Source organism: Streptomyces roseoviridis (assembly GCF_039535235.1).
Lineage (GTDB): Bacteria > Actinomycetota > Actinomycetes > Streptomycetales > Streptomycetaceae > Streptomyces > Streptomyces roseoviridis.
Genome location: NZ_BAAAWU010000001.1, coordinates 3,819,487 through 3,840,527, shown reverse-complemented (window position 1 = coordinate 3,840,527; position 21,041 = coordinate 3,819,487). Strand labels below are relative to the sequence as shown.

The 21,041-nt window shown below is 73.7% G+C and carries 20 protein-coding genes and 1 pseudogene; 8 read left to right on the top strand and 13 right to left on the bottom strand.

What is annotated here, in order from left to right:
- Positions 1 to 9 precede the first annotated feature (9 nt).
- From ABD954_RS17415 to pdhA, 6 genes and pseudogenes are all read right to left on the bottom strand, one after another.
- Positions 10 to 1,644: a molybdopterin molybdotransferase MoeA gene (locus ABD954_RS17415; RefSeq protein WP_345486950.1), complete on the bottom strand. Its 1,635-nt coding sequence runs from the start codon at positions 1,642 to 1,644 to the stop codon at positions 10 to 12.
- Entirely contained in the window at positions 1,641 to 2,384 is a 744-nt protein-coding gene (locus tag ABD954_RS17410; RefSeq protein ID WP_382745726.1) for a DUF6457 domain-containing protein, read from the bottom strand. Before ABD954_RS17410 ends, ABD954_RS17415 begins: the two co-directional genes overlap by 4 nt.
- A gap of 252 nt (positions 2,385 to 2,636) precedes the next feature.
- Positions 2,637 to 2,879: pseudogene (gene mobA / locus ABD954_RS17405) on the bottom strand (molybdenum cofactor guanylyltransferase); the annotation flags it as partial.
- 539 nt (positions 2,880 to 3,418) lie between these two features.
- Positions 3,419 to 4,825, bottom strand: a complete 1,407-nt coding sequence (locus ABD954_RS17400) for a dihydrolipoamide acetyltransferase family protein (protein WP_345486949.1) — start codon at positions 4,823 to 4,825, stop codon at positions 3,419 to 3,421.
- On the bottom strand, positions 4,825 to 5,856 hold the full coding sequence (locus tag ABD954_RS17395) for an alpha-ketoacid dehydrogenase subunit beta (RefSeq protein ID WP_345486948.1): 1,032 nt from the start codon (positions 5,854 to 5,856) through the stop codon (positions 4,825 to 4,827). The genes ABD954_RS17400 and ABD954_RS17395 overlap by 1 nt, the downstream gene beginning before the upstream one ends.
- On the bottom strand, positions 5,853 to 7,016 hold the full coding sequence (gene pdhA, locus ABD954_RS17390; protein WP_345486947.1) for a pyruvate dehydrogenase (acetyl-transferring) E1 component subunit alpha: 1,164 nt from the start codon (positions 7,014 to 7,016) through the stop codon (positions 5,853 to 5,855). The genes ABD954_RS17395 and pdhA overlap by 4 nt, the downstream gene beginning before the upstream one ends.
- Positions 7,017 to 7,194: 178 nt before the next feature.
- Between pdhA and ABD954_RS17385 the strand changes: the two genes are divergently transcribed.
- On the top strand, positions 7,195 to 7,791 hold the full coding sequence (locus tag ABD954_RS17385; protein WP_382745703.1) for an Lrp/AsnC family transcriptional regulator: 597 nt from the start codon (positions 7,195 to 7,197) through the stop codon (positions 7,789 to 7,791).
- Between the two features lie 74 nt (positions 7,792 to 7,865).
- Here ABD954_RS17385 and ABD954_RS17380 read toward each other — a convergent pair whose 3' ends face one another.
- Both ABD954_RS17380 and ABD954_RS17375 read right to left on the bottom strand, forming a co-directional pair.
- Positions 7,866 to 8,459 (bottom strand): TetR/AcrR family transcriptional regulator, encoded by a 594-nt coding sequence (locus tag ABD954_RS17380; RefSeq protein WP_345486946.1) that lies wholly within the window; start codon positions 8,457 to 8,459, stop codon positions 7,866 to 7,868.
- Positions 8,456 to 10,024: a 3-hydroxyacyl-CoA dehydrogenase gene (locus tag ABD954_RS17375; RefSeq protein ID WP_382745701.1), complete on the bottom strand. Its 1,569-nt coding sequence runs from the start codon at positions 10,022 to 10,024 to the stop codon at positions 8,456 to 8,458. The genes ABD954_RS17380 and ABD954_RS17375 overlap by 4 nt, the downstream gene beginning before the upstream one ends.
- Before the next feature lie 124 nt (positions 10,025 to 10,148).
- Here ABD954_RS17375 and paaN point away from each other — a divergent pair, with 124 nt between their 5' ends.
- On the top strand, positions 10,149 to 11,846 hold the full coding sequence (paaN, locus tag ABD954_RS17370) for a phenylacetic acid degradation protein PaaN (RefSeq protein ID WP_345486945.1): 1,698 nt from the start codon (positions 10,149 to 10,151) through the stop codon (positions 11,844 to 11,846).
- A gap of 74 nt (positions 11,847 to 11,920) precedes the next feature.
- Here paaN and ABD954_RS17365 read toward each other — a convergent pair whose 3' ends face one another.
- The 3 genes from ABD954_RS17365 to ABD954_RS17355 are packed head-to-tail and all read right to left on the bottom strand — an operon-like array spanning position 11,921 to position 14,537.
- Positions 11,921 to 12,595 (bottom strand): TrmH family RNA methyltransferase, encoded by a 675-nt coding sequence (locus tag ABD954_RS17365; RefSeq protein ID WP_345486944.1) that lies wholly within the window; start codon positions 12,593 to 12,595, stop codon positions 11,921 to 11,923.
- The gene (locus ABD954_RS17360) at positions 12,592 to 13,806 is read right to left on the bottom strand and encodes an HTTM domain-containing protein (RefSeq protein WP_345486943.1); all 1,215 of its coding nucleotides are present in this window, start codon (positions 13,804 to 13,806) and stop codon (positions 12,592 to 12,594) included. The genes ABD954_RS17365 and ABD954_RS17360 overlap by 4 nt, the downstream gene beginning before the upstream one ends.
- A complete protein-coding gene (locus ABD954_RS17355; RefSeq protein WP_345486942.1) occupies positions 13,803 to 14,537 on the bottom strand; it encodes a DUF5819 family protein in 735 nt (244 codons plus the stop codon). The genes ABD954_RS17360 and ABD954_RS17355 overlap by 4 nt, the downstream gene beginning before the upstream one ends.
- A 112-nt stretch (positions 14,538 to 14,649) precedes the next feature.
- Here ABD954_RS17355 and paaA point away from each other — a divergent pair, with 112 nt between their 5' ends.
- The 6 genes from paaA to ABD954_RS17325 all read left to right on the top strand — a co-directional run bounded on the left by paaA (position 14,650) and on the right by ABD954_RS17325 (position 19,552).
- Positions 14,650 to 15,720 (top strand): 1,2-phenylacetyl-CoA epoxidase subunit PaaA, encoded by a 1,071-nt coding sequence (gene paaA, locus ABD954_RS17350; protein WP_345486941.1) that lies wholly within the window; start codon positions 14,650 to 14,652, stop codon positions 15,718 to 15,720.
- Complete coding sequence (gene paaB, locus ABD954_RS17345) at positions 15,717 to 16,004, top strand: 1,2-phenylacetyl-CoA epoxidase subunit PaaB (RefSeq protein ID WP_345486940.1); 288 nt, start codon at positions 15,717 to 15,719, stop codon at positions 16,002 to 16,004. Before paaA ends, paaB begins: the two co-directional genes overlap by 4 nt.
- Positions 16,001 to 16,726: a 1,2-phenylacetyl-CoA epoxidase subunit PaaC gene (gene paaC / locus ABD954_RS17340; RefSeq protein WP_345486939.1), complete on the top strand. Its 726-nt coding sequence runs from the start codon at positions 16,001 to 16,003 to the stop codon at positions 16,724 to 16,726. Before paaB ends, paaC begins: the two co-directional genes overlap by 4 nt.
- On the top strand, positions 16,720 to 17,238 hold the full coding sequence (gene paaD / locus ABD954_RS17335) for a 1,2-phenylacetyl-CoA epoxidase subunit PaaD (protein ID WP_345486938.1): 519 nt from the start codon (positions 16,720 to 16,722) through the stop codon (positions 17,236 to 17,238). Before paaC ends, paaD begins: the two co-directional genes overlap by 7 nt.
- Complete coding sequence (locus tag ABD954_RS17330; RefSeq protein ID WP_345486937.1) at positions 17,239 to 18,327, top strand: 2Fe-2S iron-sulfur cluster-binding protein; 1,089 nt, start codon at positions 17,239 to 17,241, stop codon at positions 18,325 to 18,327.
- A 91-nt stretch (positions 18,328 to 18,418) separates the two neighbouring features.
- The gene (locus tag ABD954_RS17325) at positions 18,419 to 19,552 is read left to right on the top strand and encodes an acyl-CoA dehydrogenase family protein (protein ID WP_345486936.1); all 1,134 of its coding nucleotides are present in this window, start codon (positions 18,419 to 18,421) and stop codon (positions 19,550 to 19,552) included.
- 8 nt (positions 19,553 to 19,560) lie between these two features.
- Here ABD954_RS17325 and ABD954_RS17320 read toward each other — a convergent pair whose 3' ends face one another.
- Both ABD954_RS17320 and ABD954_RS17315 read right to left on the bottom strand, forming a co-directional pair.
- Positions 19,561 to 19,905, bottom strand: coding sequence for a rhodanese-like domain-containing protein (locus ABD954_RS17320; RefSeq protein WP_345486935.1), 345 nt, complete (start codon positions 19,903 to 19,905; stop codon positions 19,561 to 19,563).
- Positions 19,906 to 19,982: 77 nt separating this feature from the next.
- Positions 19,983 to 20,885, bottom strand: a complete 903-nt coding sequence (locus tag ABD954_RS17315) for a J domain-containing protein (protein WP_382745698.1) — start codon at positions 20,883 to 20,885, stop codon at positions 19,983 to 19,985.
- Positions 20,886 to 21,041: the final 156 nt, after the last annotated feature.

Genomic DNA, 21,041 nt, shown 5'->3' with positions numbered 1-21,041 from the left:
TGGGCAGTTTCACGTGAAACACACTCCTTCGTCCTCACCCTGATCCACCGGCCCAGCCTGATGCATCGGGTGCGCCTGATGCACCTGGGGTCGCTGATGCGCCTCCCCGGGGGCGGCCGACCAGGGAAGGGCGAGGACGTCCAGCGACTGGCCCGGTCGGGCCCCGCCGGGCGGGACCACCGCCATCCCGTCGGCGACGGCGATGCCACGGAGCATCGCCGGACCGTTGTAGTGCAGGGGCACGGCCTCGGCCCCGCGCCGGACGACCGGGACGAGCCGGGTGTCGTACGGGTGCCCCTGGATCTCCTCACGCACCTCCACGCGGTACGGCACGGAGACCGGCCGGCCGGCGAGGGCGCGCAGCAACGGCTCGGCGAGCGTGAGCAGCCCGGAGACGGCGGCCAGCGGATTGCCGGGCAGCCCGACGAGATGGCGCGGCGCGCGGGGGGTGGCGGGCCCTCCGGGGGCGTCGGTCGGGCCGGTGATGTCGGGGGCGGGGGCCGGGATGCCGGGAGCGGGGGTTCCGGGGGCCGGGTTGCCGGGGGCGGGGGTTCCGGGGGCCGGGTTGCCGGGGGCCGGGATGCCGGGGGCGGGGGTTCCGGGGGTGTCGGGGGTGGTCCCGGGGGCGGGGGCACTGGGGGTGGTCCCGGGGGCGGGGGCACTGGGGGTGGTCCCGGGGGCGTCGGCAGGGCCGAATTCCGCGAGGAGCATGGGGTGGCCGGGCCGGACCTTCACCCCGTCCACGAGCAGGGTCGCTCCCGCCTTGGCGAGCACCGGATGGACGTGGTCGACCGGCCCGGCCGCCGTACCGCCCGTGGTGACGACCACGTCGGCGGCGGAGCCGGTCACGGCCGCGTACAGCGCCTCGGCGTCGTCGCCGATCCGGCGGGTGCCGACGACCTCGGCGCCCAGCGCCCGCAGCCAGGGCCCGAGCAGGGGGCCGAGGGCGTCACGGATCAGCCCCTCGTGCGGGAGCCCCGAGGTGAGCAGTTCGTCGCCGAGGACCAGCACCTCCACCCGCGGGCACGGGCGCACGGTCAGCTCGTCGTACCCGGCCGCGGCGGCGAGCCCCAGCACGGCGGGTGTGACGGTGCTCCCGGCGGGCAGCAGCCGGTCGCCCGATCGGCACTCCTGGCCGCGAGGACGGATGTCCTGGCCGGGGACGACCTCCCGCCGGGCGTGCAGCTGACCGGCTGCGTCGGCCTGGGCGTGCTCGCTGCGGACGACGGCGGTCGCTCCGGACGGCACCCGGGCACCGGTGGCGATCCGTACCGCGTCGCCGTCGGCGAGCACCGAGGCGGCGGCGTGCCCGGCGAGGACGGATCCCCCGTGATCGATCCGCCAGGGGCCGGGGCCCGCGACCGCCCAGCCGTCCATGGCGGAGGTGTCGAAGGAGGGCAGGTCGGTGAGTGCGTGCAGCGGCTCGGCCAGTACCCGGCCGAGTGCCCGCCCCAGCGGGACCTGCTCCGACCGCCGGGCGGCGGCGGCCCGCGTCCCGGCCCGCGCGGCGACGGCCCGGGCCTCGGGCCAGGGCGTGGCGCGGTGGGCGTGGGCGCCGCCGGGCGCACGGTCCGTACCGCGCCGCCCGACGAGGGCGAGGGCGTCGTCCACGCCGTCGTCGGACACGGACTCCTCCACGGTCATCCGGCCCCGTCCTGCTCGGCGGCCCAGCGCTGGGCGAGCGCGGCGGCCTTCGCCGCGGCGTCGGCCACCGCCTGCGGGCCGCCGTCCGGCCCGGTCGTCCCGGCCGCCTTCGCCGCCGCGTATCCGACGAGGAACGTGGTCAGCGGCGCCGCGGGCCGCGCGACACCGTGCGCGGCATCGCGCGCGAGGTCGAGCAGCAGGGCGGTGTCGACGTCCAGGTCGATGCCCAGTTCGTCCTTGACTGCGGTGATCCATTCATCCAGCACGTTCCCATGCTCCCTGATCCGCGCACGGGCCGTGGCGATGTCCTCCCAGGTGTCGCAGTCGAATGCCGCCTCCCCGTCGGCCGCGCCGCCGACCCGGACATTGCGCAGGCCCGCCGTGACGGTCCGCAGCGGAGCCCCGTCGAGCCCTCCCCGCTCGGCGGCGACCCGCGCCAGCTCCCGCCACAACGCCCCGACCCGGTACGCGGCCACCAACGGCTGCTCCCGCCCGCCGGAATCGACGCCGACCGCCCCCTCGGCGCCCACCGCCGCCACCAGCGCCTCCACGAGCCGCCGTGCGGCCTCGGCACCGAAGAACGGCAGGTCAGCGGAGAGAACGAGCACGATGCCGTCGCCTGGCGGGACATCCGGCGCCATGCCGCCGGCGTCACCGTGCGACGACCCAGCGAGATGCGAGGGCTCGATCGAGTCCGCGTCCGTGTCCGAGTCCGGTTCGGCAGGGGGGAAGCCCACCACGTCACCGAAGGGAGGGGGCTCGGCCGCTGCCGCCGGGCCGCCGGCCGGCGCCCGGGCACCGGAGGGGCGGGGACCGAGCCCGCCGTCGGCCGCGTCCGGGTGGGGCGATCCGGTACGGAGCGCGGTCTCGGCGTCGCCGGTGGAGGCGGGCTGGGGGCGCGCGGAGGCGCCCGCCGGGGCGGGCCGGGGGCCGGCGGTGACGTCCGCCGGGGTGTCGCCGGCACCGCCGGCTCCGGGCGCCTCGGCGAGGCGGCGCAGGCCCGCGGCGAGCGCGGCGACGGGGCCGCCGCCGGGCGGGTCTTCTCGGGTCCACTCGACGGGGCGTGCGGTGGCCCGGGGAGCGGCGACGACGACGGTGCGGCGGGCGTCGCGGCAGCCCGCGAGGACCCGGTCGAGCAGGGGGCGCCCCCCGACCCGTACCCCGGGCTTGTCGGCCCCTCCGAGGCGCCGGGCGGCACCACCGGCGAGCACGATGGCGTCGTACGCGGTCGTCATCCCAGCAGTATGGTCCGTCCCTCCGAACGGCACCCCGGCCGGGCCGGTCCGTCTCACGGAGGGAGACACCTCACACACCCGGAGGGGCGAACGGCGGGTGCCCGGAAGGGGGGCGACCGGCGCCGAGGACCGGGAGTCCAGCGGTGCGAAGGCGCCGGTGCCGGACGATGGACCGGCGCCGAGGACCAGACGCCCGTCCGCCCGGGGGCGCGGGCACGGAAGGCGGCACGCCCCGAGGACCCGGGACCAGTCGCCGAGGACCAGTCGTCCAGCGGCCCAGAGGCACGGGTGCCGGAAAACCGGCCGCCCAGGACCAAATAGCCACCGCCGCCCGGAGGCGCCGGACGCCCGAATGACCGCCCGCCCGGTCGCCGCCCGCCCGGTCGCCGGGAGCCCGGTCGGATCGAACGTGTCCGGGACCCGGCGTGGGGTTGGGTCCCGGACGAGACCGCCAGGTGCCGCCGGGGCCCCGTGCCCCGGCCTGCGTCCGTCCCGGCGGAGTTCTGCCGAACCGGTCGGCGCCGTCGGGCGCCGCCGGCTCACAGGGTGCGCAGCAGCACCGCCGGGTTCTCGACGCAGTCCGCCACGTAGCGCAGGAAGCCGCCGGCCGTCCCGCCGTCGCAGACCCGGTGGTCGAAGGTGAGCGAGAGCTGCACCACCTGCCGTACCGCCAGTTCGCCCTGGTGCACCCACGGCTTGGGGACGATCCGCCCCACGCCGAGCATGGCCGCCTCGGGGTGGTTGATGATCGGCGTGGAGCCGTCGACCCCGAACACCCCGTAGTTGTTCAGGGTGAACGTGCCGCCGGTGAGGTCCGCCGGAGTCAGCGTCCCCTGCCGTGCCGACTCCGTGAGCCGGGCGAACTCGGCGGTCAGCGACTCGGCCGTGCGGCCGCCCGCGTCCTTGACCACGGGCACGACCAGACCGCGGTCGGTCTGCGCGGCGAAGCCGAGGTGCACGGAAGGCAGTCGCACGATCTCCCGCGCCGCCGTGTCCACCGTGGAGTTGAGCTCCGGGAATCGGGCCAGGGCGTGGGTGCAGATCCGGGCGAGCAGGGCGAGGACGGAGATCTTCGGTCCGCCCGCCGCGTTCATCGCCGCCCGCGCGGCCATGAGTTCGGTCGCGTCGGCGTCCACCCAGCAGGTGGCGTCCGGGATCTCCGTACGGCTGCGGGAGAGCTTGTCGGCGACGGCACCGCGCACACCGCGCAGCGGTACCCGCTCGCCGACGGCGGCCGAGGCGACGGCGGTCGAGGCGACGGCGGCCGTGGCGGCCGGTGCGGGGGCGGGCACGGCGGCGGGCCGCTCCCGCCCGGCGAGGGCCGCCTCCACGTCGGCGCGCAGGATCAGTCCGTCGGGTCCCGAGCCGCGGACCTGCCGCAGGTCGAGCCCCTTGTCCCGGGCCAGCTTGCGCACCAGCGGCGAGATGACGGGCACGGGCCCGACCGGCGCCGCCGGGGCGGCCGGAGGGGCCGCAGCGGGCGCGGCGGCGGTGACGGGCGTGGCAGCCGGCGTGTCGCGCCGCACCCGGCGCCGCCGGGCGGCGGGCCCGGCGGTGCCGTAGCCGACGAGCACGTTGCCGGAGTACTCCGAGGACACCGCGCTCTCCCCGGTCCCGGCGGACGCGGCGGACGCGGCGGCGGAGCCCTGTGCACCACCGCCGGAGGCGGCACCGGCGGAAGCGCCGTCGCCGTCCTCGGCACCGCCGACGGCGACCGTCAGGAGGGGAGCGCCGACGGGCAGTTCGGTGCCCTCGTCGCCGAAGCGGGCGGTGACCACCCCGCCGTAGGGGCAGGGCACCTCCACCATCGCCTTGGCCGTCTCGACCTCGACGACCGGCTGGTCGATGGCGACGACGTCGCCGACGTCGACGAGCCAGCGCACGATCTCGGCCTCGGTGAGACCTTCACCGAGGTCGGGCAGCTTGAATTCGAGCACCTGGGCCATCAGCTGCCCGCCTCCCACTGGAGACGGGCGACCGCGTCGAGGACCCGGTCCACACCCGGCAGATGGTGCCGCTCCAGCATCGGCGGCGGGTAGGGGATGTCGAAGCCCGCGACCCGCAGCACCGGGGCCTCCAGGTGGTGGAAGCAGCGCTCGGTGACCCGGGCGGCGATCTCCCCGCCGGGGCCGCCGAATCCGGCCGACTCGTGCACGACGACGGCCCGGCCGGTGCGCTTCACGGACGCGCAGACGGTCTCGTCGTCGAAGGGCACGAGCGAGCGCAGGTCGACGACCTCCAGGTCCCAGCCCTCCGCCTGGGCGGCCTCGGCGGCCTCCATGCAGACCGGCAGGGAGGGGCCGTAGGTGATGAGGGTGGCGCTGGTGCCGCGGCGGCGCACGACCGCCTTGCCGATCGGTTCGACGGCGGCCGGAGCCTCGGGCGACCAGTCGGACTTCGACCAGTACAGCCGCTTGGGTTCCAGGAAGACGACCGGGTCGTCGGAGGCGATGGCGGCGCGCAGCAGCCCGTAGGCGTCCTCGACGGTGGCGGGGGTGACGACGTGGAGGCCGGGCGTCGCCATGTAGTACGCCTCGGAGGAGTCGCTGTGGTGCTCGACTCCGCCGATGCCGCCGCCGTACGGCACGCGGACCGTGATCGGCATCGGCATCGTGCCCCGGGTGCGGTTGCGCATCCGGGAGACGTGGCTGATCAGCTGCTCGAAGGCCGGGTAGGCGAAGGCGTCGAACTGCATCTCCACGACCGGCCGGAGGCCGTACATGGCCATGCCGACGGCCGTGCCGAGGATGCCCGCCTCGGCCAGCGGCGTGTCGGTGCAGCGGTCCTCGCCGAACTCCTTGGCGAGGCCGTCGGTGACCCGGAAGACGCCGCCGAGGGTGCCGACGTCCTCTCCCATCACGTGGACGGTGGGGTCCTCGGCCATCGCGTCGCGCATGGCGCGCTGGAGTGCCTGCGCCATGGTGGCGGGCTTGGCGGCGGCCTTCGTGGCCGGCCGCGCGGTGGCGTGGGTGGTCATCCCGCCTCGCTCTCGGCGTCGAGCTCCGCCCGCAGCTGCGCCGCCTGCTCGCGCAGCTGCGCGGTCTTCTCGGCGTACACGTGGGCGAACAGGTCCATCGGGTCCAGAACGGGGTCGGCGTTCATCCGCTCGCGCAGCCGGGCCGCCATCGTCTCGGCTTCCTCGGCGGCCGTGCGGCGGCCGTCCTCGTCGAGCAGTCCGCGCTCGGTCAGCTCCCGCTCAAGGATCAGGATGGGGTCGTGCGCCCGCCAAATCTCGACCTCGGACTCGCCCCGGTAGCGGGTGGCGTCGTCGGCGTTGGTGTGGGCGTCGATGCGGTAGGTGACGGCCTCGACGAGGGTGGGGCCGCCGCCGCGCCGGGCGCGGGCCACGGCCTCGGTGAGCACCTGGTGGACGGCTACGGCGTCGTTCCCGTCGACGAGCCGGCCGGGCATTCCGTAGCCGACGGCCTTGTGGGCCAGGGAGGGGGCCGCGGTCTGCTTGGCGAGCGGCACGGAGATCGCAAAGCCGTTGTTCTGCACGAGGAAGACCACGGGGGCCTGCCACACGGCGGCGAAGTTCAGCGCCTCGTGGAAGTCGCCCTCGCTGGTGCCGCCGTCGCCGACCATGGCGAGCGCGACGACGTCGTCGCCCTTCAGGCGTGCGGCGTGCGCGAGGCCCACGGCGTGCGGGAGCTGGGTGGCGAGCGGAGTGCTCAGCGGCGCCACGCGGTGCTCGTGCGGGTCGTAGCCGGTGTGCCAGTCGCCGCGCAGCAGGGTCAGGGCCTGTACGGGGTCGACGCCACGGGCGACGGCCGCCAGGGTGTCGCGGTAGGAGGGGAAGAGCCAGTCCCGCTCCTCCAGGGCCAGCGCCGCGGCGACCTCGCAGGCCTCCTGGCCGGTCGTGGAGGGGTAGACGGCGAGCCGGCCCTGCTTCGTGAGGGCGGTCGCCTGCGCGTTGTACCGACGGCCCCGTACGAGCTCCCGGTAGAGCCGGCGCAGCAGCTCCGGGTCGGCGTCGGCCACGGCGTCCGTGCCGAGCACGCGCAGCGGCTCGGACTCCGGCAGCAGCGGGGCGGGATCGGTGCGCGGCTGCCATGCCGGGGGCGGAGTGGGCCGGTAGGCACGGGCGGCACCGGGGGGCTCTTGGACTGTCGAACTGCGCTGTTGCAACGAGTCCACCTCCTCGTGGGAGCGGGCATAAGACCCGAAGGCGGGTGGCGCGGAATGTGGCGCGCCTCACCTACCGATTGTTCGGTCGTGGAGGCATTTTGGCTACAGGCACCTCCAGCCTGTGGACAAACGGTTCTCCACAGCTTGGGATGGAGGCAGGTCGTCCACGGGAGAGAGGCGGGGGGACATGGCGGATGAACAAATGGCCGACGTCGAGGAGCAGGCGGACACCGAGCTGTTGAACGCGCCCCTGAACGCGCCCCCGGGCGCCACCGTCCCCGCGGGGTCGCCGACCGGCCCTGCCATGGTCCCGCCGATGCCGCCGGCCCGCCCGCTGGACGCCATCGACCGTGACATCCTGCGGCTGCTCCAGGCCGACGGCCGGGCCTCGGTGCGCTCGGTGGCCGAGCGGGTCCACGTGTCGCGCGCCAACGCGTACGCGCGGATCAACCGGCTCATCGACGACGGGGTGATCCGGGGCTTCGGCGCCCGCGTCAACCACGAGCGCGCGGGCCACGGCGCCTCCGCCTACATCACGCTCAAGATCGTCCAGAACTCGTGGCGCACCGTGCGCGAACAGCTCCAGGCCCTTCCGGGCGCCGCGCACATCGCCCTGGTCAGTGGCGACTTCGACGTCCTGCTGCTGGTCCACACCCCCGACAACCGGACCCTGCGCGAGCTGGTCCTGACCCGGCTCCAGTCCATTCCCGAGGTGCTGTCGACCCGCACCCTGCTGGTCTTCGAGGAGACCGACCTCGACCCGGACCCGGACCGCCGCGTCTGACCGGGGAGGACGAGGAGCCCGGCCGGGGTCACCCCGGCCGGGCTCCTCGTCCCGACGCGTCTTCGGCGCCCCGGTCAGCGGGCCGTACGCAGCCCGTCGAAGGCGAGGTGGACGACGGTGTCCGCCAGCTGGTCCCGGTCCGTCGTGGCGTCGGGGTGCGGCCGGTACCACTCCACCAGCGAGTTGATCATGCCGAAGAGCAGCCGGGTGGCGAGCCGGATGTCCACGTCCGCCCGCAGGTCCCCGTCGGCCGCCGCGGCCTTCAGGAGATCGGCCACCCGGTGGTCGAACTCGCGGCGCCGCTCCAGCGCCCACCGCTCGGTGGTCGTGTTGCCCCGCACGCGCAGCAGCAGCGTCACGTACGGCAGTTCGGCGATCAGCACGTCGACGGTGCGCCGGGTCACGTACTCGACCCGTTCGATCGCCCGGCCCCGCCCGGCGGCCGGCTCGTCCAGGATCGCGAAGAGCCCGTCGAGCGCCCGGCTGACGGCCCGCCGCAGCAGCTCCTCCTTGCCGGACACGTGGTGGTAGATCGACGACTTGGAGATCCCCGCCGCCTTGGACAGGTGCTCCATGGAGGTGCCGTCGTAGCCGCGCTCGTTGAAGACCCGGACGGCCACCTGGAGCAGCGTCTCGGGGGTGTAGGTGTCGCGTCGCGCGGTGGTCATCTGCTCTCCTCGGCCGGCTCGGCATAGCCCCGGCGCGCGAGGGCGACGCTCGGCGCGTATCGCCCGGTCGGGTACCGCTTGTGCATCTGGATCAGCAGGGAGCAGGCGCGCCGGAACCCGATTCTCGCCCCCCACTCCAGGGGACCGGCCGGGTAGTTGACCCCGAGCCGCATCGCGGTGTCGACGTCCTCCGCGGTGGCGACGCCCCGTTCGACGGCGTCGGCCGCCAGGTCCACCAGCATCGCGACCGTACGGGCCACGATCATGCCGGGTACGTCCCCGATGACGGAGACCTGCTTGCCGAGCGCCTGGAAGAGACCCACCGCCTCGTCGAGTGCCTCGGCCGGGATGCCCTCACGGGCCGAGAGGACGATCCGGCCCGCCGCCGCGTAGTCGAGCGCCAGGTCGAAGTGGACGATCTTCTCCTGGGGGCGTTCGAAGGAGGTCCGCCCGTCCGCGAGGCGGAGCAGGGCGCCGCTCGGCAGCTCGATTCCGCCGGTCTCGCCCTCCTCCCGCACGACCGTGATCCCGGCCTCCTCGACGAGCCCGACCAGCTGCTCGGCCGGACCGAGGCCGCCGCGGACGGTGATCCGCTCGGGGGCCTTCGCCGGGGCCGCGGTGTGCGGCTCGGGCCGTCCGGCGCCTTCGGCGTACGAGAACCAGCCGTGCCCCGACTTGCGGCCGAGCCGTCCGGACTCGACGAGCCGGCGCTGCGCGAGCGACGGCGTGAACTTGGGGTCCTGGTGGAAGGAGTCCCACACGGACCGGGTGACGGCCTCGTTGACGTCCTGGCCGATCAGGTCGGTCAGCTCGAAGGGGCCCATCCGGAACCCGCCGGACTCGCGCAGGGCCGCGTCGATCGTCGCGGGGTCGGCGACGCCCTCCTCGTGGACCCGCAGCGCCTCCGCGTAGAAGGGGCGGGCGATCCGGTTCACGATGAAGCCGGGGGTGTCGGTGCAGCGCACCGGCGTCTTGCCCCAGCGCCTCGCCGTCTCGTACGCGCGCGTGGCGGTCGCCGGGTCGGTGGCGAAGCCGCTGACGACCTCGACCAGCGGCAGCAGCGGCGCCGGATTGAAGAAGTGCAGACCGACGAACCGGCCGGGGAGCCGCAGTCCGCCCGCGATGGCGGTGACGGACAGCGAGGACGTGTTGGTGGCGAGCACGGCGTCCGCGCCGACGACGTCTTCCAGGTCCGCGAACAGCCGCTGCTTGACGTCGAGCCGTTCGACGATCGCCTCGACGACCAGGGCGGCGCCGGCAAGCTCGGCGAGCGCGTCCGCCGCGTGCAGCCGGGCCAGCGCGGCGTCCCGCTCCGCCGCGTCCAGCCGGCCCTTCTCGACGAGCCGGTCCAGGCGGCCCCCGACGGCCGCCACGGCCTCGGCCGCCCGGCCGGGCGCGCTGTCGTAGAGGCGCACGGGGTGGCCCGCGAGCAGGGCGACCTGGGCGATCCCCTGGCCCATGGTGCCCGTGCCGACGACGGCGACGGCGCGGCTCGGATCCACGGGCCCGGCCGCGTCGGCCGACGGCTCGTCGCTCCCCGGGCGGACGTTGGCGTTGGCGGTCATAGGAGTGATCCTCCCCGATGGGTTTTCCACAGGATCGACGGACCCCCTTGTCCCGACCGATCGTTCGGTTACTCTAACTCCGTACGCGTCTCCCTGCCCAGCTCGACGAGGAGTTGGTCCATCCATGGCCACCGCTCAGCTGACCACCGACCGTCTGGCCGAGAAGCACCGGTCCACACTCGATCAGGCCCTCGCCACGATCCGCACCCGCGCCTACTGGTCCCCGCACCCGGAGCACCCGAAGGCCTACGGGGAGAACGGGTCGCTGGACGCCGCGGCCGGCCTCGCCGCCTATCAGGACCTGCTCGGCAAGCGCTTCGAGCTCGACCAGCCCGGCACCGACGGCTGGACCGGCGGCGAGACCTCGCCGTACGGCCCGGCGCTCGGCGTCGAGTATCCGCACGCCGACATCGACGTGCTGCTGCCCGCCATGCGCGCCGGCACGGCCGCGTGGCGTGACGCCGGGCCCGAGGCCCGCGCCCTGGTGTGCCTGGAGATCCTCGCCCGGATCTCCGCCCGCACCCACGAGTTCGCGCACGCGGTCATGCACACGAGCGGCCAGGCGTTCATGATGGCCTTCCAGGCCGGCGGCCCGCACGCCCAGGACCGTGGCCTGGAGGCCGTGGCGTACGCGTACGAGGAGCAGACCCGCACCCCGGCCGGCCTCACGGCCTGGTCCAAGCCGCAGGGCAAGCGGGACCCGCTGGAGCTCAGCAAGGAGTTCACGCCGGTCGGCCGCGGCATCGGCCTGGTCATCGGCTGCAACACCTTCCCGACGTGGAACGGCTACCCGGGCCTGTTCGCCTCCCTCGCCACGGGCAACCCGGTGCTGGTCAAGCCGCACCCGCGCGCCGTCCTGCCGCTGGCCCTCACGGTCCGCGTCGCCCGCGAGGTCCTCGCCGAGGCCGGCTTCGACCCCAACCTGGTGGCGCTGGCCGTCGAGCGTCCCGGCGAGGGCATCGCCAAGACCCTGGCCGTCCGCCCCGAGATCCGGATCATCGACTACACGGGCTCGACCGCCTTCGGCGACTGGCTGGAGGCCAACGCCCGCCAGGCGCAGGTCTACACCGAGAAGGCGGGCGTCAACACGGTCGTCGTCGACTCCACCGACGACTACAAGGGCATGCTCTCCAACCTGGCGTTCTCCCTGTCCCTGTACAGCGGCCAGATGTGCACCACCCCGCAGAACCTGCTGATCCCCCGCGACGGCATCACCACCGACCAGGGCCCGAAGTCGTACGACGAGGTGGTCGCCGACCTCGCCGCCGCGGTCGGCGGCCTGCTCGGCGACGACGCCAGGGCCAACGCGCTGCTCGGCGCGCTGGTCAACCCGGACGTCAAGGCCCGCCTGGAGGCCGCGGCGGCGCTGGGCGAGGTGGCGCTCGCCTCCCGCGAGGTCGTGAACCCGGAGTTCCCGGACGCCGTGGTGCGCACCCCGGTCATCGTGAAGCTCGACGGCTCCAAGCCGGACTCCGAGGCCGCCTACTTCTCCGAGTGCTTCGGCCCGGTCTCCTTCGCCGTCCAGGTCGACTCGACCGCCGACGCCCTGGAGCTGCTGCGCCGCACGGTCCGCGAGAAGGGCGCCATGACGATCGGTGCCTACACGACCTCCGCCGAGACCGAGCGCGCGATCGAGGAGGTCTGCCTGGAGGAGTCGGCGCAGCTCTCGCTGAACCTCACCGGCGGTGTCTACGTCAACCAGACCGCCGCCTTCTCCGACTTCCACGGCTCGGGCGGCAACCCCGCCGCCAACGCCGCCCTGTGCGACGGAGCCTTCGTCTCCAACCGCTTCCGCGTGGTGGAGATCCGCCGCCAGGCCTGACGCCGAGCCCACCGGAGAGGCCGGCCCGGCCCATCGGTCGGGGGCGGGGAGAACAACGCCCCGCCCCCGCTGCGTCAGTCGATCTCCGCGTACCGCTGCACCCACGCGTGCATCGCGATCGCCGCGGCCGCCCCCGCGTTGATCGACCGCGTGGAACCGAACTGGGCGATGGAGCAGACCATCTCGGCCCGCGCCCGCGCCTCCTCCGTGAGGCCGGGGCCTTCCTGGCCGAACAGCAGCACACACCGCCGCGGCAGCACGGTCCGCTCCAGCGGCACGGCGCCCGGCAGGTTGTCGATGCCGATGATCGGCAGGTCCTCGGCCGCCGCCCAGGCGGTCAGCGCCTCGGTGTCCGGGTGGTGGCGTACGTGCTGGTAGCGATCGGTGACCATCGCCCCGCGCCGGTTCCAGCGCCGCCGGCCCACGATGTGGATCTCCTTCGCCAGGAAGGCGTTGGCCGTCCGCACCACCGACCCGATGTTGAAGTCGTGGCTCCAGTTCTCCACCGCCACGTGGAAGTCGTGGCGCCGGGTGTCCAGGTCCGCCACGATCGCCTCGCGCGTCCAGTACCGGTAGCGGTCCACGACGTTGCGCCGGTCGCCGCCGGCCAGCAGTTCCGGGTCGTACTGCTCGCCCCGAGGCCACGGCCGCGGATGCGGCCCGACGCCGACCTCGGGGCCGTACGCCTCGTCGTACTGGATCGGCTCGCCGTCCTGGACCGGCACGGCCTGTTCTTCGGTGGTGCTCACCCGACGAGGGTACGGGGACTGTGCTCGTCACCCGAACGGCTCCGCTCCGGCGGCACCGCCTCGGCCCGCGGCCTGCGCAGCACCCGGTCGCGGCCGCGCGCCGTCCGCGCGCCCAGCCACACCAGGAACGCCGTCGGCAGGAAGACCGCGTCCGCGGCGATCATCGCGAGCGAGAAGAACGGCAGGCCGAGCAGCACGGCGATGCCGGCGTGCTCCAGCATCATCGCCGCGAGCAGGACGTTCTTGACCTTGCGGTTGAAGAGGGTGAAGGGGAAGGCGACCTGCACCATCACGGTGCCGTAGGTCAGCAGCAGCACGATCAGCCCGCTCGCGCCCAGGAGGTCGGAGAGGGCGGGCCAGGGCGAGAAGTAGTCGAGCTGGAGCGGGTAGTACAGCGCGGTGCCGTCCTGCCAGCGCGAGCCCTGGACCTTGTACCAGCCGGCCGTGGCGTAGATCAGGCAGACCTCGGCCATGATCACGACGAGGGTGGCGTTGTGGGCGAGGTTGGCCACCACGTCGAGAAGCGTGCGCGGCTCCTCGGGGGCGTAGCGGCTCACCAGCCACCACAGGCCCTGCCCCAGCCACAGCACCCACAGCAGCACCAGCAGCCACCACTCGCCGGTGGTGCCGGAGAAGAAGGTGGCGGCCATCAGGAAGCCGCCGAGGACGGTCCACAGCAGGGGCCCCGCGGCCCCGCCGTCGCGGCCGCGCGCGGCGCGCCGGGCGTCGAGCGACCAGACCTGCGCGCAGCGGGTGAGGACGAGGTAGAGCGCCATCAGGTGGATGACGTTGTCGCCTCCGTCGCCCATGAAGATGGAGCGGTTCTGCAGCGAGAGCACTCCGGCCATGAAGACCACCGAGACGGCCCGGGTGTGCCAGCCGAGCAGCATCAGGAGGGCGGAGAGCACCGCGAGGCCGTAGACGATCTCGAACCAGAGCCGGCCGTCCGACCACATGAGCACCGTGAAGGCGTTGTTGTCGGTGATGAGCCGGTGGCCCATCTCCCAGGACCAGGGGCCGTCGGGGCCGTACAGCTCCAGCCGGTGGGGCCACTCGCGGAGCAGGAACAGCAGCCAGGTGAAGGAGAAGCCGATGCGGACGATCGCGGTCTGGTAGGGGCCAAGGGCGTTCGCCGTGACCTTCTGCACGGCGGCGGCGAGCCGCCGGTCGAAGGGCACGCGGGGCCGCTCGGCGGCGGGTGTGCGGCTCATCGGTCGGCCTCCGTACGGGTTCCGGCACCGGCGGGGCGGTCGGCGGGGGTGATCCGCCACCAGGGCGCGGTGCGGAAGACGGGGGCCGTGTCGGCCTTCTCGTTGCTCCAGGCGGGGGCGGGGACACCCCGGGTGGCCGAACGCAGCTGGATCTTCTGCACGGTGCCGCCGAGCGCCCGCTCGTCGAGGCGCAGGAGCACGATCCGCCGCATGTACTCCGCGGAGAGCTCGCCGCGCAGCCCGTTGGGGCGGTGGTCGTCGGTGTGCGAGTTGAGGTAGAAGTCCCAAGCCCGGCGCAGCTCGTTCTGCGCGGTGTGGCTGGGCAGGAAGCTGCCGCGGATCCGCGCCGTGTCCTGGGCGGACAGGTCGATCCACCCGGTGGTGGTGCGGCCGCCGTCCGCGCCGGTGATCTCGGCGCGGACCTCGACGGAGATGTTCTGCTGGAGCGGGTTGGGCGCGAAGAGCTTCCAGTTCTGCTCGAACTCCGGGTAGACCCATTCGTCGACGGCCTCGCCGTGCTGCTTGGTCAGCGTGTTCGAGGGCGCCACGTGCAGGAAGACCATCGCGAGGTGGACGCAGGCGAAGACGCCGAGGACGGCGAGGGCGACGGCCGCGACCACCTGGTACGGCATGGACAGCGCCGCGATGCCGGTCCTCGGCCCTTCCGCCACCCGTTCGGGCGAACCGCCCGGATCGGACCCGCCCGGGCCCCCGTCGTCGTACGAGTCCATCCCGCCCCGCTCCCGCTCATACCTCAGCAGTTATCCACAGGGTTGACACCATACGGGCCGCCGAACGACCATTGAAGTCATTCAACCGAACGATCGGTCGGTAGGGGGTCCGATGACCGCAGGTACGGCAGAGACGACGACAGCGACAGCGGGGACGGAGGCGCCCCAGGCCGCACTCGAAGCGGTGTTCGACGCCGCCGTCGCCGCCGACGAGCGCATCGAGCCCCGCGACTGGATGCCCGACGCCTACCGGGCGGGCCTGATCCGCCAGATCGCCCAGCACGCCCACTCCGAGATCATCGGCATGCAGCCCGAGGCGAACTGGATCACCCGCGCCCCCAGCCTGCGGCGCAAGGCGATCCTCATGGCCAAGGTCCAGGACGAGGCAGGCCACGGCCTGTATCTGTACAGCGCGGCCGAGACCCTCGGCGCCAGCCGCGACGAGCTCCTCGACAAGCTCCACTCCGGCCGCCAGAAGTACTCGTCGATCTTCAACTACCCGACGCTGACCTGGGCCGACGTCGGCGCCATCGGCTGGCTCGTCGACGGCGCCGCCATCACCAACCAGGTCCCCCTCTGCCGCTGCTCCTACGGGCCCTACGCCCGCGCGATGGTCCGCGTGTGCAAGGAGGAGTCCTTCCACCAGCGCCAGGGGTACGAGGCACTGCTCGCCCTCTCCCGCGGCACCGAGGCCCAGCACGCCATGGCCCAGGACGCGGTGAACCGCTGGTGGTGGCCGTCGCTGATGATGTTCGGCCCGCCGGACGACGAGTCCACCCACTCCGCCCAGGCGATGGCGTGGAAGATCAAGCGGCACTCCAACGACGAACTGCGCCAGCGCTTCGTCGACATCGCCGTCCCCCAGGCCGAGAGCCTCGGCCTCACCCTCCCCGACCCCGACCTCAAGTGGAACGAGGAGCGCGGGCACTACGACTTCGGCCCCATCGACTGGGCCGAGTTCTGGGACGTCCTCAAGGGCAACGGCCCGTGCAACGAGCAGCGACTCAACAAGCGCCGCCAGGCCCACGAGGACGGCGCCTGGGTCAGGGACGCCGCCGCGGCATACGCCCAGAAGCACCAGCAGCACACCGGACACCAGGCCGAAGACCATGCCGGACACGAGCCCGGCCACGACACCGGCCGCACGGCCGGACAGCACACGGACGGGGAGGCACGCGCATGACCACCGACGGATGGCCGCTGTGGGAGGTGTTCGTGCGCTCGCGCCGCGGACTGTCCCACACCCACGCCGGCAGCCTGCACGCCCCCGACGCCGAGATGGCCCTGCGCAACGCCCGCGACCTCTACACCCGGCGCAGCGAAGGCGTGTCCCTCTGGGTCGTCCCCTCCACCGCGATCACCGCCTCCTCGCCCGACGAGAAGGACCCCTTCTTCGAACCCTCCGCGGACAAGCCCTACCGCCACCCGACCTTCTACGAGATCCCGGACGGGGTGAAGCACCTGTGACCAGCCAGACCACCACCGTCCCGGCCGCGACACTCGCCCTCGGCGACGACGCCCTCGTCCTCGCCCAGCGCCTGGGGGAGTGGGCCGGCAGCGCCCCCGTCCTCGAAGAAGAAGTCGCCCTCGCCAACATCGCACTCGACCTCCTCGGCCAGGCCCGCGTCCTGCTCTCCCTCGTCGGCGACGAGGACGAACTCGCCTACCTCCGTGAGGAACGCGCCTTCCGCAACTGCCAGCTCGTCGAACAGCCCAACGGCGACTTCGCCCACACCATCGCCCGCCAGCTCTACTTCTCCACCTACCAGCGGCTCCTGTACGGGCGGCTCGCCGCCACCGACGGCCCACTGGCCGGGCTCGCCGCCAAGGCCGTCAAGGAAGTCGCCTACCACCAGGACCACGCCGAGCACTGGACCCTGCGCCTCGGCGACGGCACCGACGAGAGCCACCAGCGGATGCAGCAGGCCTGCGACGCCCTGTGGCGCTACACCGGCGAGCTGTTCCAGCCCCTCGACGGCCTGGACCTCGACACCGAGGCCATGGAGCGCGCCTGGCTCGACTCCGTCACCACCGTCCTCGAAAAGGCCACCCTCACCGTCCCCTCCGGACCGCGCACCGGCGCCTGGAGCGCCGGCGCCGGCCGCCAGGGCCTCCACACCGAGTCCTTCGGCCGCATGCTCGCCGAGATGCAGCACCTGCACCGCAGCCACCCGGGGGCGTCATGGTGACCGGCACCCCGGCCACCACGGCCCCCACCCCGCTCGAAGAGGAACTGGCCCGGATCGCCGGCGCCGTCCCCGACCCCGAGCTGCCCGTCCTCACCCTCGCCGAACTCGGCGTCCTCCGCGGCGTCCACGTCCACGGCCCCGGCCGCGTGGAGGTCGAGCTCACCCCCACCTACACCGGCTGCCCGGCCATCGAGGCGATGTCCTCCGACATCGAGCACGCCCTGCACGAGCACGGCGTGCCCGAGGTCTCCGTCGTCACCGTCCTCAGCCCCGCCTGGTCGACGGACGACATCACCGAGGAAGGGCGCCGCAAACTCGCCGAGTTCGGCATCGCCCCGCCCCGCCCCCAGGGCCCCGCCGGCGGACCGGTCCCGCTCACCCTGGCGATCCGATGCCCCCACTGCGGCTCCACCGACACCGAACTCCTCAGCCGCTTCTCCTCCACCGCGTGCAAGGCACTGCGCCGCTGCACCGCCTGCCGTGAACCGTTCGACCACTTCAAGGAGTTGTAGATGCCGTCCCCCAGCGCCGCACGGGCCGGGTTCCATCCGCTCCGCGTGAGCGAGGTCGAGCAGCTCACCGACGACTCCGTGGCCGTCACCTTCGCCGTCCCGCCGGAACTGCGCGACGCGTTCCGCCACACCCCCGGCCAGCACGTCGCCCTGCGCCGCACCGGACCGGACGGCACGGAGATCCGCCGCACGTACTCGATCTGCGCCCCCGCCGCAACCGAGGACGAGACACCCGTCCTGCGCGTCGGCATCCGCCTCGTCGACGGCGGCGAGTTCTCCACCTACGCCCTGAAAGAACTCGCCGTGGGCCACACCGTCGAGGTCATGGAGCCGACGGGCCGCTTCACCCTGACCCCGCGCCCCGGCCACTTCGCCGCCGTCGTCGGCGGCAGCGGCATCACCCCGGTCCTGTCGATGGCCGCCACCCTGCTCGCCCGCGAGCCCGAGGCCCGCTTCTGCCTCGTCCGCAGCGACCGCACCGCGGCCTCCACGATGTTCCTCGACGAGGTCGCCGACCTCAAGGACCGCTTCCCCGACCGCTTCCAGCTCGTCACCGTGCTCTCCCGCGAGGAACAGCAGGCCGGCCTCCCCTCCGGGCGCCTCGACCGCGAGCGGCTCACCACCCTGCTGCCGACGCTCCTCCCGGTCGGCGACATCGACGGCTGGTTCCTGTGCGGCCCCTTCGGCCTCGTGCAGAACGCCGAACAAGCTCTGCGCGAGCTCGGCGTCGACCGCGGACGCATCCACCAGGAGATCTTCCACGTCGACGACGGCTCCGCACCCGCCCCGGCCCAGACAGCCGACGCGCCCGCCCACGCCACGCTGACCGCCACCCTGCACGGCCGGTCCGGCAACTGGCCGGTCCAGCGGGGCGAGACGCTCCTGGAGACCGTGCTGCGCGCCCGGGCGGACGCCCCGTACGCCTGCAAGGGCGGAGTGTGCGGCACCTGCCGCGCCTTCCTCGTCTCCGGCGAGGTGCGCATGGACCGCAACTTCGCCCTGGAGCCCGAGGAGACCGACGCCGGCTACGTCCTGGCCTGCCAGTCCCACCCCGCCACACCAGAGGTCGAGCTCGACTTCGACCGCTGACCGGCCCGCCCGCCCATTCCCTTCCGGCAGCACCTGCTCTATCTTGACGGACCGTCAGATGACAGTGGGCGCCACCGGGAGGGACAGGACAGTGGACTTCACCTTCACCGAGGAACAGCACGCGGCCGCCGAAACGGCCAAGGCCGTCTTCGCCGACGTCCCACCCGACGCCGTACCCAGCCCCGCCCTCACCCAAGGCGCGGTCGACAACGACTTCGACCGCGCCCTCTGGACCCGGCTCGCCGACACCGACCTGCTCGGCCTCGTCCTCGACCCCACCCACGGCGGCGCGGGACTCGACGCCATCGCCCTCTGCCTCGTCCTGCGCGAATCAGCCCGCGCCCTCGCCCGGATCCCCCTCCTCGAAACCAGCGCGGTCGCCCTCACCCTCCAGCACCACGCCCCCGCCGAAACCACCGACGCCCTGCTCCCCCGCGTCGCCCGCGGCGAACTCGTCCTCACCGCCGCCTCCCACGGCCGCACCGGCCACGACCCGGCCCCCCTCGCCGTCACCGCCCACCGCGACAGCACCGGCTGGACCCTCGACGGCCACACCAGCACCGTCCCCTGGGCCCACCAGGCCGACCGCATCGCCGTCCCCGCGCACACCCCCGACGGCCGCACCGTCCTCGCCCTGCTGCCCCGCGACCACACCGGCCTCACCCTGGCCGACCAGTACGGCACCCACGGCGAACTCCTCGCCGCACTCCACCTCGACGACGTCCGCCTCGACCCCACCGACGTCATCGACACCGAAGGCGCCTGGGAAGAACTCCACGCACTGCTCACCACCGGCACCTGCGCCCTCGCCCTCGGCCTCGGCGAACAGGTCCTCACGATGACCAGCCGGTACACCGGCACACGCGAACAGTTCGGCCACCCCGTGGCCACCTTCCAGGCCGTCGCCGTCCAGGCAGCCGACCGCTACATCGACCTGCGCGCCATGGAGGTCACCCTCTGGCAGGCCGCCGGGCGGCTCAGCACCGCGGCCGACGGCCCACTCCCCGCCGCCGCGGACATCGCCGTCGCCAAGATCTGGGCATCAGAAGGCGTACGCCGCGTCGTCCAGACCGCCCAGCACCTCCACGGCGGCTTCGGCGCCGACACCGACTACCCCCTGCACCGCTACCACGCCTGGGCCAAGCACCTCGAACTCTCCCTCGGCCCCGCCGCCGCCCACGAGGAGGCACTCGGCGACCTGCTCGCCTCCCACCCCCTCGCCTGAGACGCTCCTTACAGCACGTACGCCGGGCTTCCGTCGTCCGTCACCATCGGACGCCCCGCGCCCTCCCACGCCAGCATTCCGCCGTCCACGTTCACCGCGTCGACGCCCTGCGCCACCAGGTACTGCGTGACCTGCGCCGACCGGCCACCCACCCGGCACATCACGAACGCCCGACGCCCCTCCGCCACGGCCTCGGTGACCTCACCGAACCGCGCCACGAACTCACTCATCGGAACGTGCAAAGCACCCTCGACGTGACCGGCCGCCCACTCGTCGTCCTCACGGACATCCAGCACCAGGGCATCGGCCGGCACCGAAGCCACGTCGACCGACGGCAGCGGGGCGAAATTCATGGACCAGGCCTCTCTCGGAAAACTCCGCGCCCCCTCGGGCGCACCACCATCGAACCTACTGCAACAAGCTTTCCCGCCTACGCCACGAGCGCCGCGAGCTCCGCCTCACGCTCACCGACCTGCGCGAGCAACTGCTCGGCGATCTCCTCCAGCAACCGGTCCGGATCATCCGGCGCCATCCGCAGCATCGCGCCGATCGCGCTCTCCTCCAGCTCCCGCGCGACCACCGACAGCATCTCCTTGCGGTGCGCCAGCCACTCCAGACGCGCGTACAGCTCCTCGGCCTCGCTCAGCCGCGACTCCGGCACCGGCCCGGCCGCCCACTCCTCGGACAGCTCCCGCAGCAGACCCTCGTCGCCACGGGCGTAGGCCGCGTTCACCCGCGTGATGAACTCATCGCGCCGCTTGCGCTCGTCCTCGTCCCGCGCGAGATCCGGATGCGCCTTGCGCGCCAGGTCCCGGTACAGCTTGCGGACCTCGTCGGACGGCCGCACCCGCTTCGGCGGCTGCACCGGCCGGTCCGTCAGCATCGCCGCCGCCTCCGCGGACAGGCCGTCGGAGTCGACCCAGTCGTGGAACAGCTCCTCCACCCCGGGCATCGGCATGACCGCGGCCCGCGCCTCCTGCGCCCGCCGCACGTCCTCCGGATCCCCGGTACGCGCCGCCCTGGCCTCCGCGATCTGCGCGTCCAGCTCGTCGAGACGCGCGTACATCGGGCCGAGCTTCTGATGGTGCAGGCGGGAGAAGTTCTCCACCTCGACCCGGAAGGTCTCCACCGCGATCTCGAACTCGATCAGGGCCTGCTCGGCCACCCGCACGGCCTGATCGAGCCGCGCCTCCGGCCGATCACCGTCGGACCGGTCGCCGTCGGACCGATCACGACCGGGTCGTGCGCCCTCAGGTCGTGCGCCCTCAGGCCGCTCGCCCTCGGGTCGCTCCTCGGACCCGTCACCCACGCCCTGGTCCACGCTCACGTCCACGCCCGTCCACGTCGTCGTTCCGGTTCGTCCCGTCCAGCCTACGGTCCCTGGGGGGCCTCCCCCCTCCCTCCCCCTCCCCCCTCCCCTCCCTCCCCGAGAACGTCGCATCGCACAGGACGGACGGCGCCCCGCTCGGCGGCTCGCCTCCGAGCCGCC

Excerpts from the sequence above, each read along its gene's own strand:
- paaN (WP_345486945.1), top strand. The coding sequence starts at position 10,149 with ATGGCCACCGCTCAGCTGACCACCGACCGTCTGGCCGAGAAGCACCGG.
- ABD954_RS17360 (WP_345486943.1), bottom strand. The coding sequence starts at position 13,806 with ATGAGCCGCACACCCGCCGCCGAGCGGCCCCGCGTGCCCTTCGACCGG.
- ABD954_RS17355 (WP_345486942.1), bottom strand. The coding sequence starts at position 14,537 with ATGGACTCGTACGACGACGGGGGCCCGGGCGGGTCCGATCCGGGCGGT.
- ABD954_RS17380 (WP_345486946.1), bottom strand. The coding sequence starts at position 8,459 with ATGACCACCGCGCGACGCGACACCTACACCCCCGAGACGCTGCTCCAG.
- ABD954_RS17320 (WP_345486935.1), bottom strand. The coding sequence starts at position 19,905 with ATGAATTTCGCCCCGCTGCCGTCGGTCGACGTGGCTTCGGTGCCGGCC.
- ABD954_RS17415 (WP_345486950.1), bottom strand. The coding sequence starts at position 1,644 with ATGACCGTGGAGGAGTCCGTGTCCGACGACGGCGTGGACGACGCCCTC.
- paaB (WP_345486940.1), top strand. The coding sequence starts at position 15,717 with ATGACCACCGACGGATGGCCGCTGTGGGAGGTGTTCGTGCGCTCGCGC.
- ABD954_RS17400 (WP_345486949.1), bottom strand. The coding sequence starts at position 4,825 with ATGGCCCAGGTGCTCGAATTCAAGCTGCCCGACCTCGGTGAAGGTCTC.
- ABD954_RS17385 (WP_382745703.1), top strand. The coding sequence starts at position 7,195 with ATGGCGGATGAACAAATGGCCGACGTCGAGGAGCAGGCGGACACCGAG.
- ABD954_RS17330 (WP_345486937.1), top strand. The coding sequence starts at position 17,239 with ATGCCGTCCCCCAGCGCCGCACGGGCCGGGTTCCATCCGCTCCGCGTG.
- paaD (WP_345486938.1), top strand. The coding sequence starts at position 16,720 with ATGGTGACCGGCACCCCGGCCACCACGGCCCCCACCCCGCTCGAAGAG.
- ABD954_RS17395 (WP_345486948.1), bottom strand. The coding sequence starts at position 5,856 with ATGACCACCCACGCCACCGCGCGGCCGGCCACGAAGGCCGCCGCCAAG.
- ABD954_RS17375 (WP_382745701.1), bottom strand. The coding sequence starts at position 10,024 with ATGACCGCCAACGCCAACGTCCGCCCGGGGAGCGACGAGCCGTCGGCC.
- paaA (WP_345486941.1), top strand. The coding sequence starts at position 14,650 with ATGACCGCAGGTACGGCAGAGACGACGACAGCGACAGCGGGGACGGAG.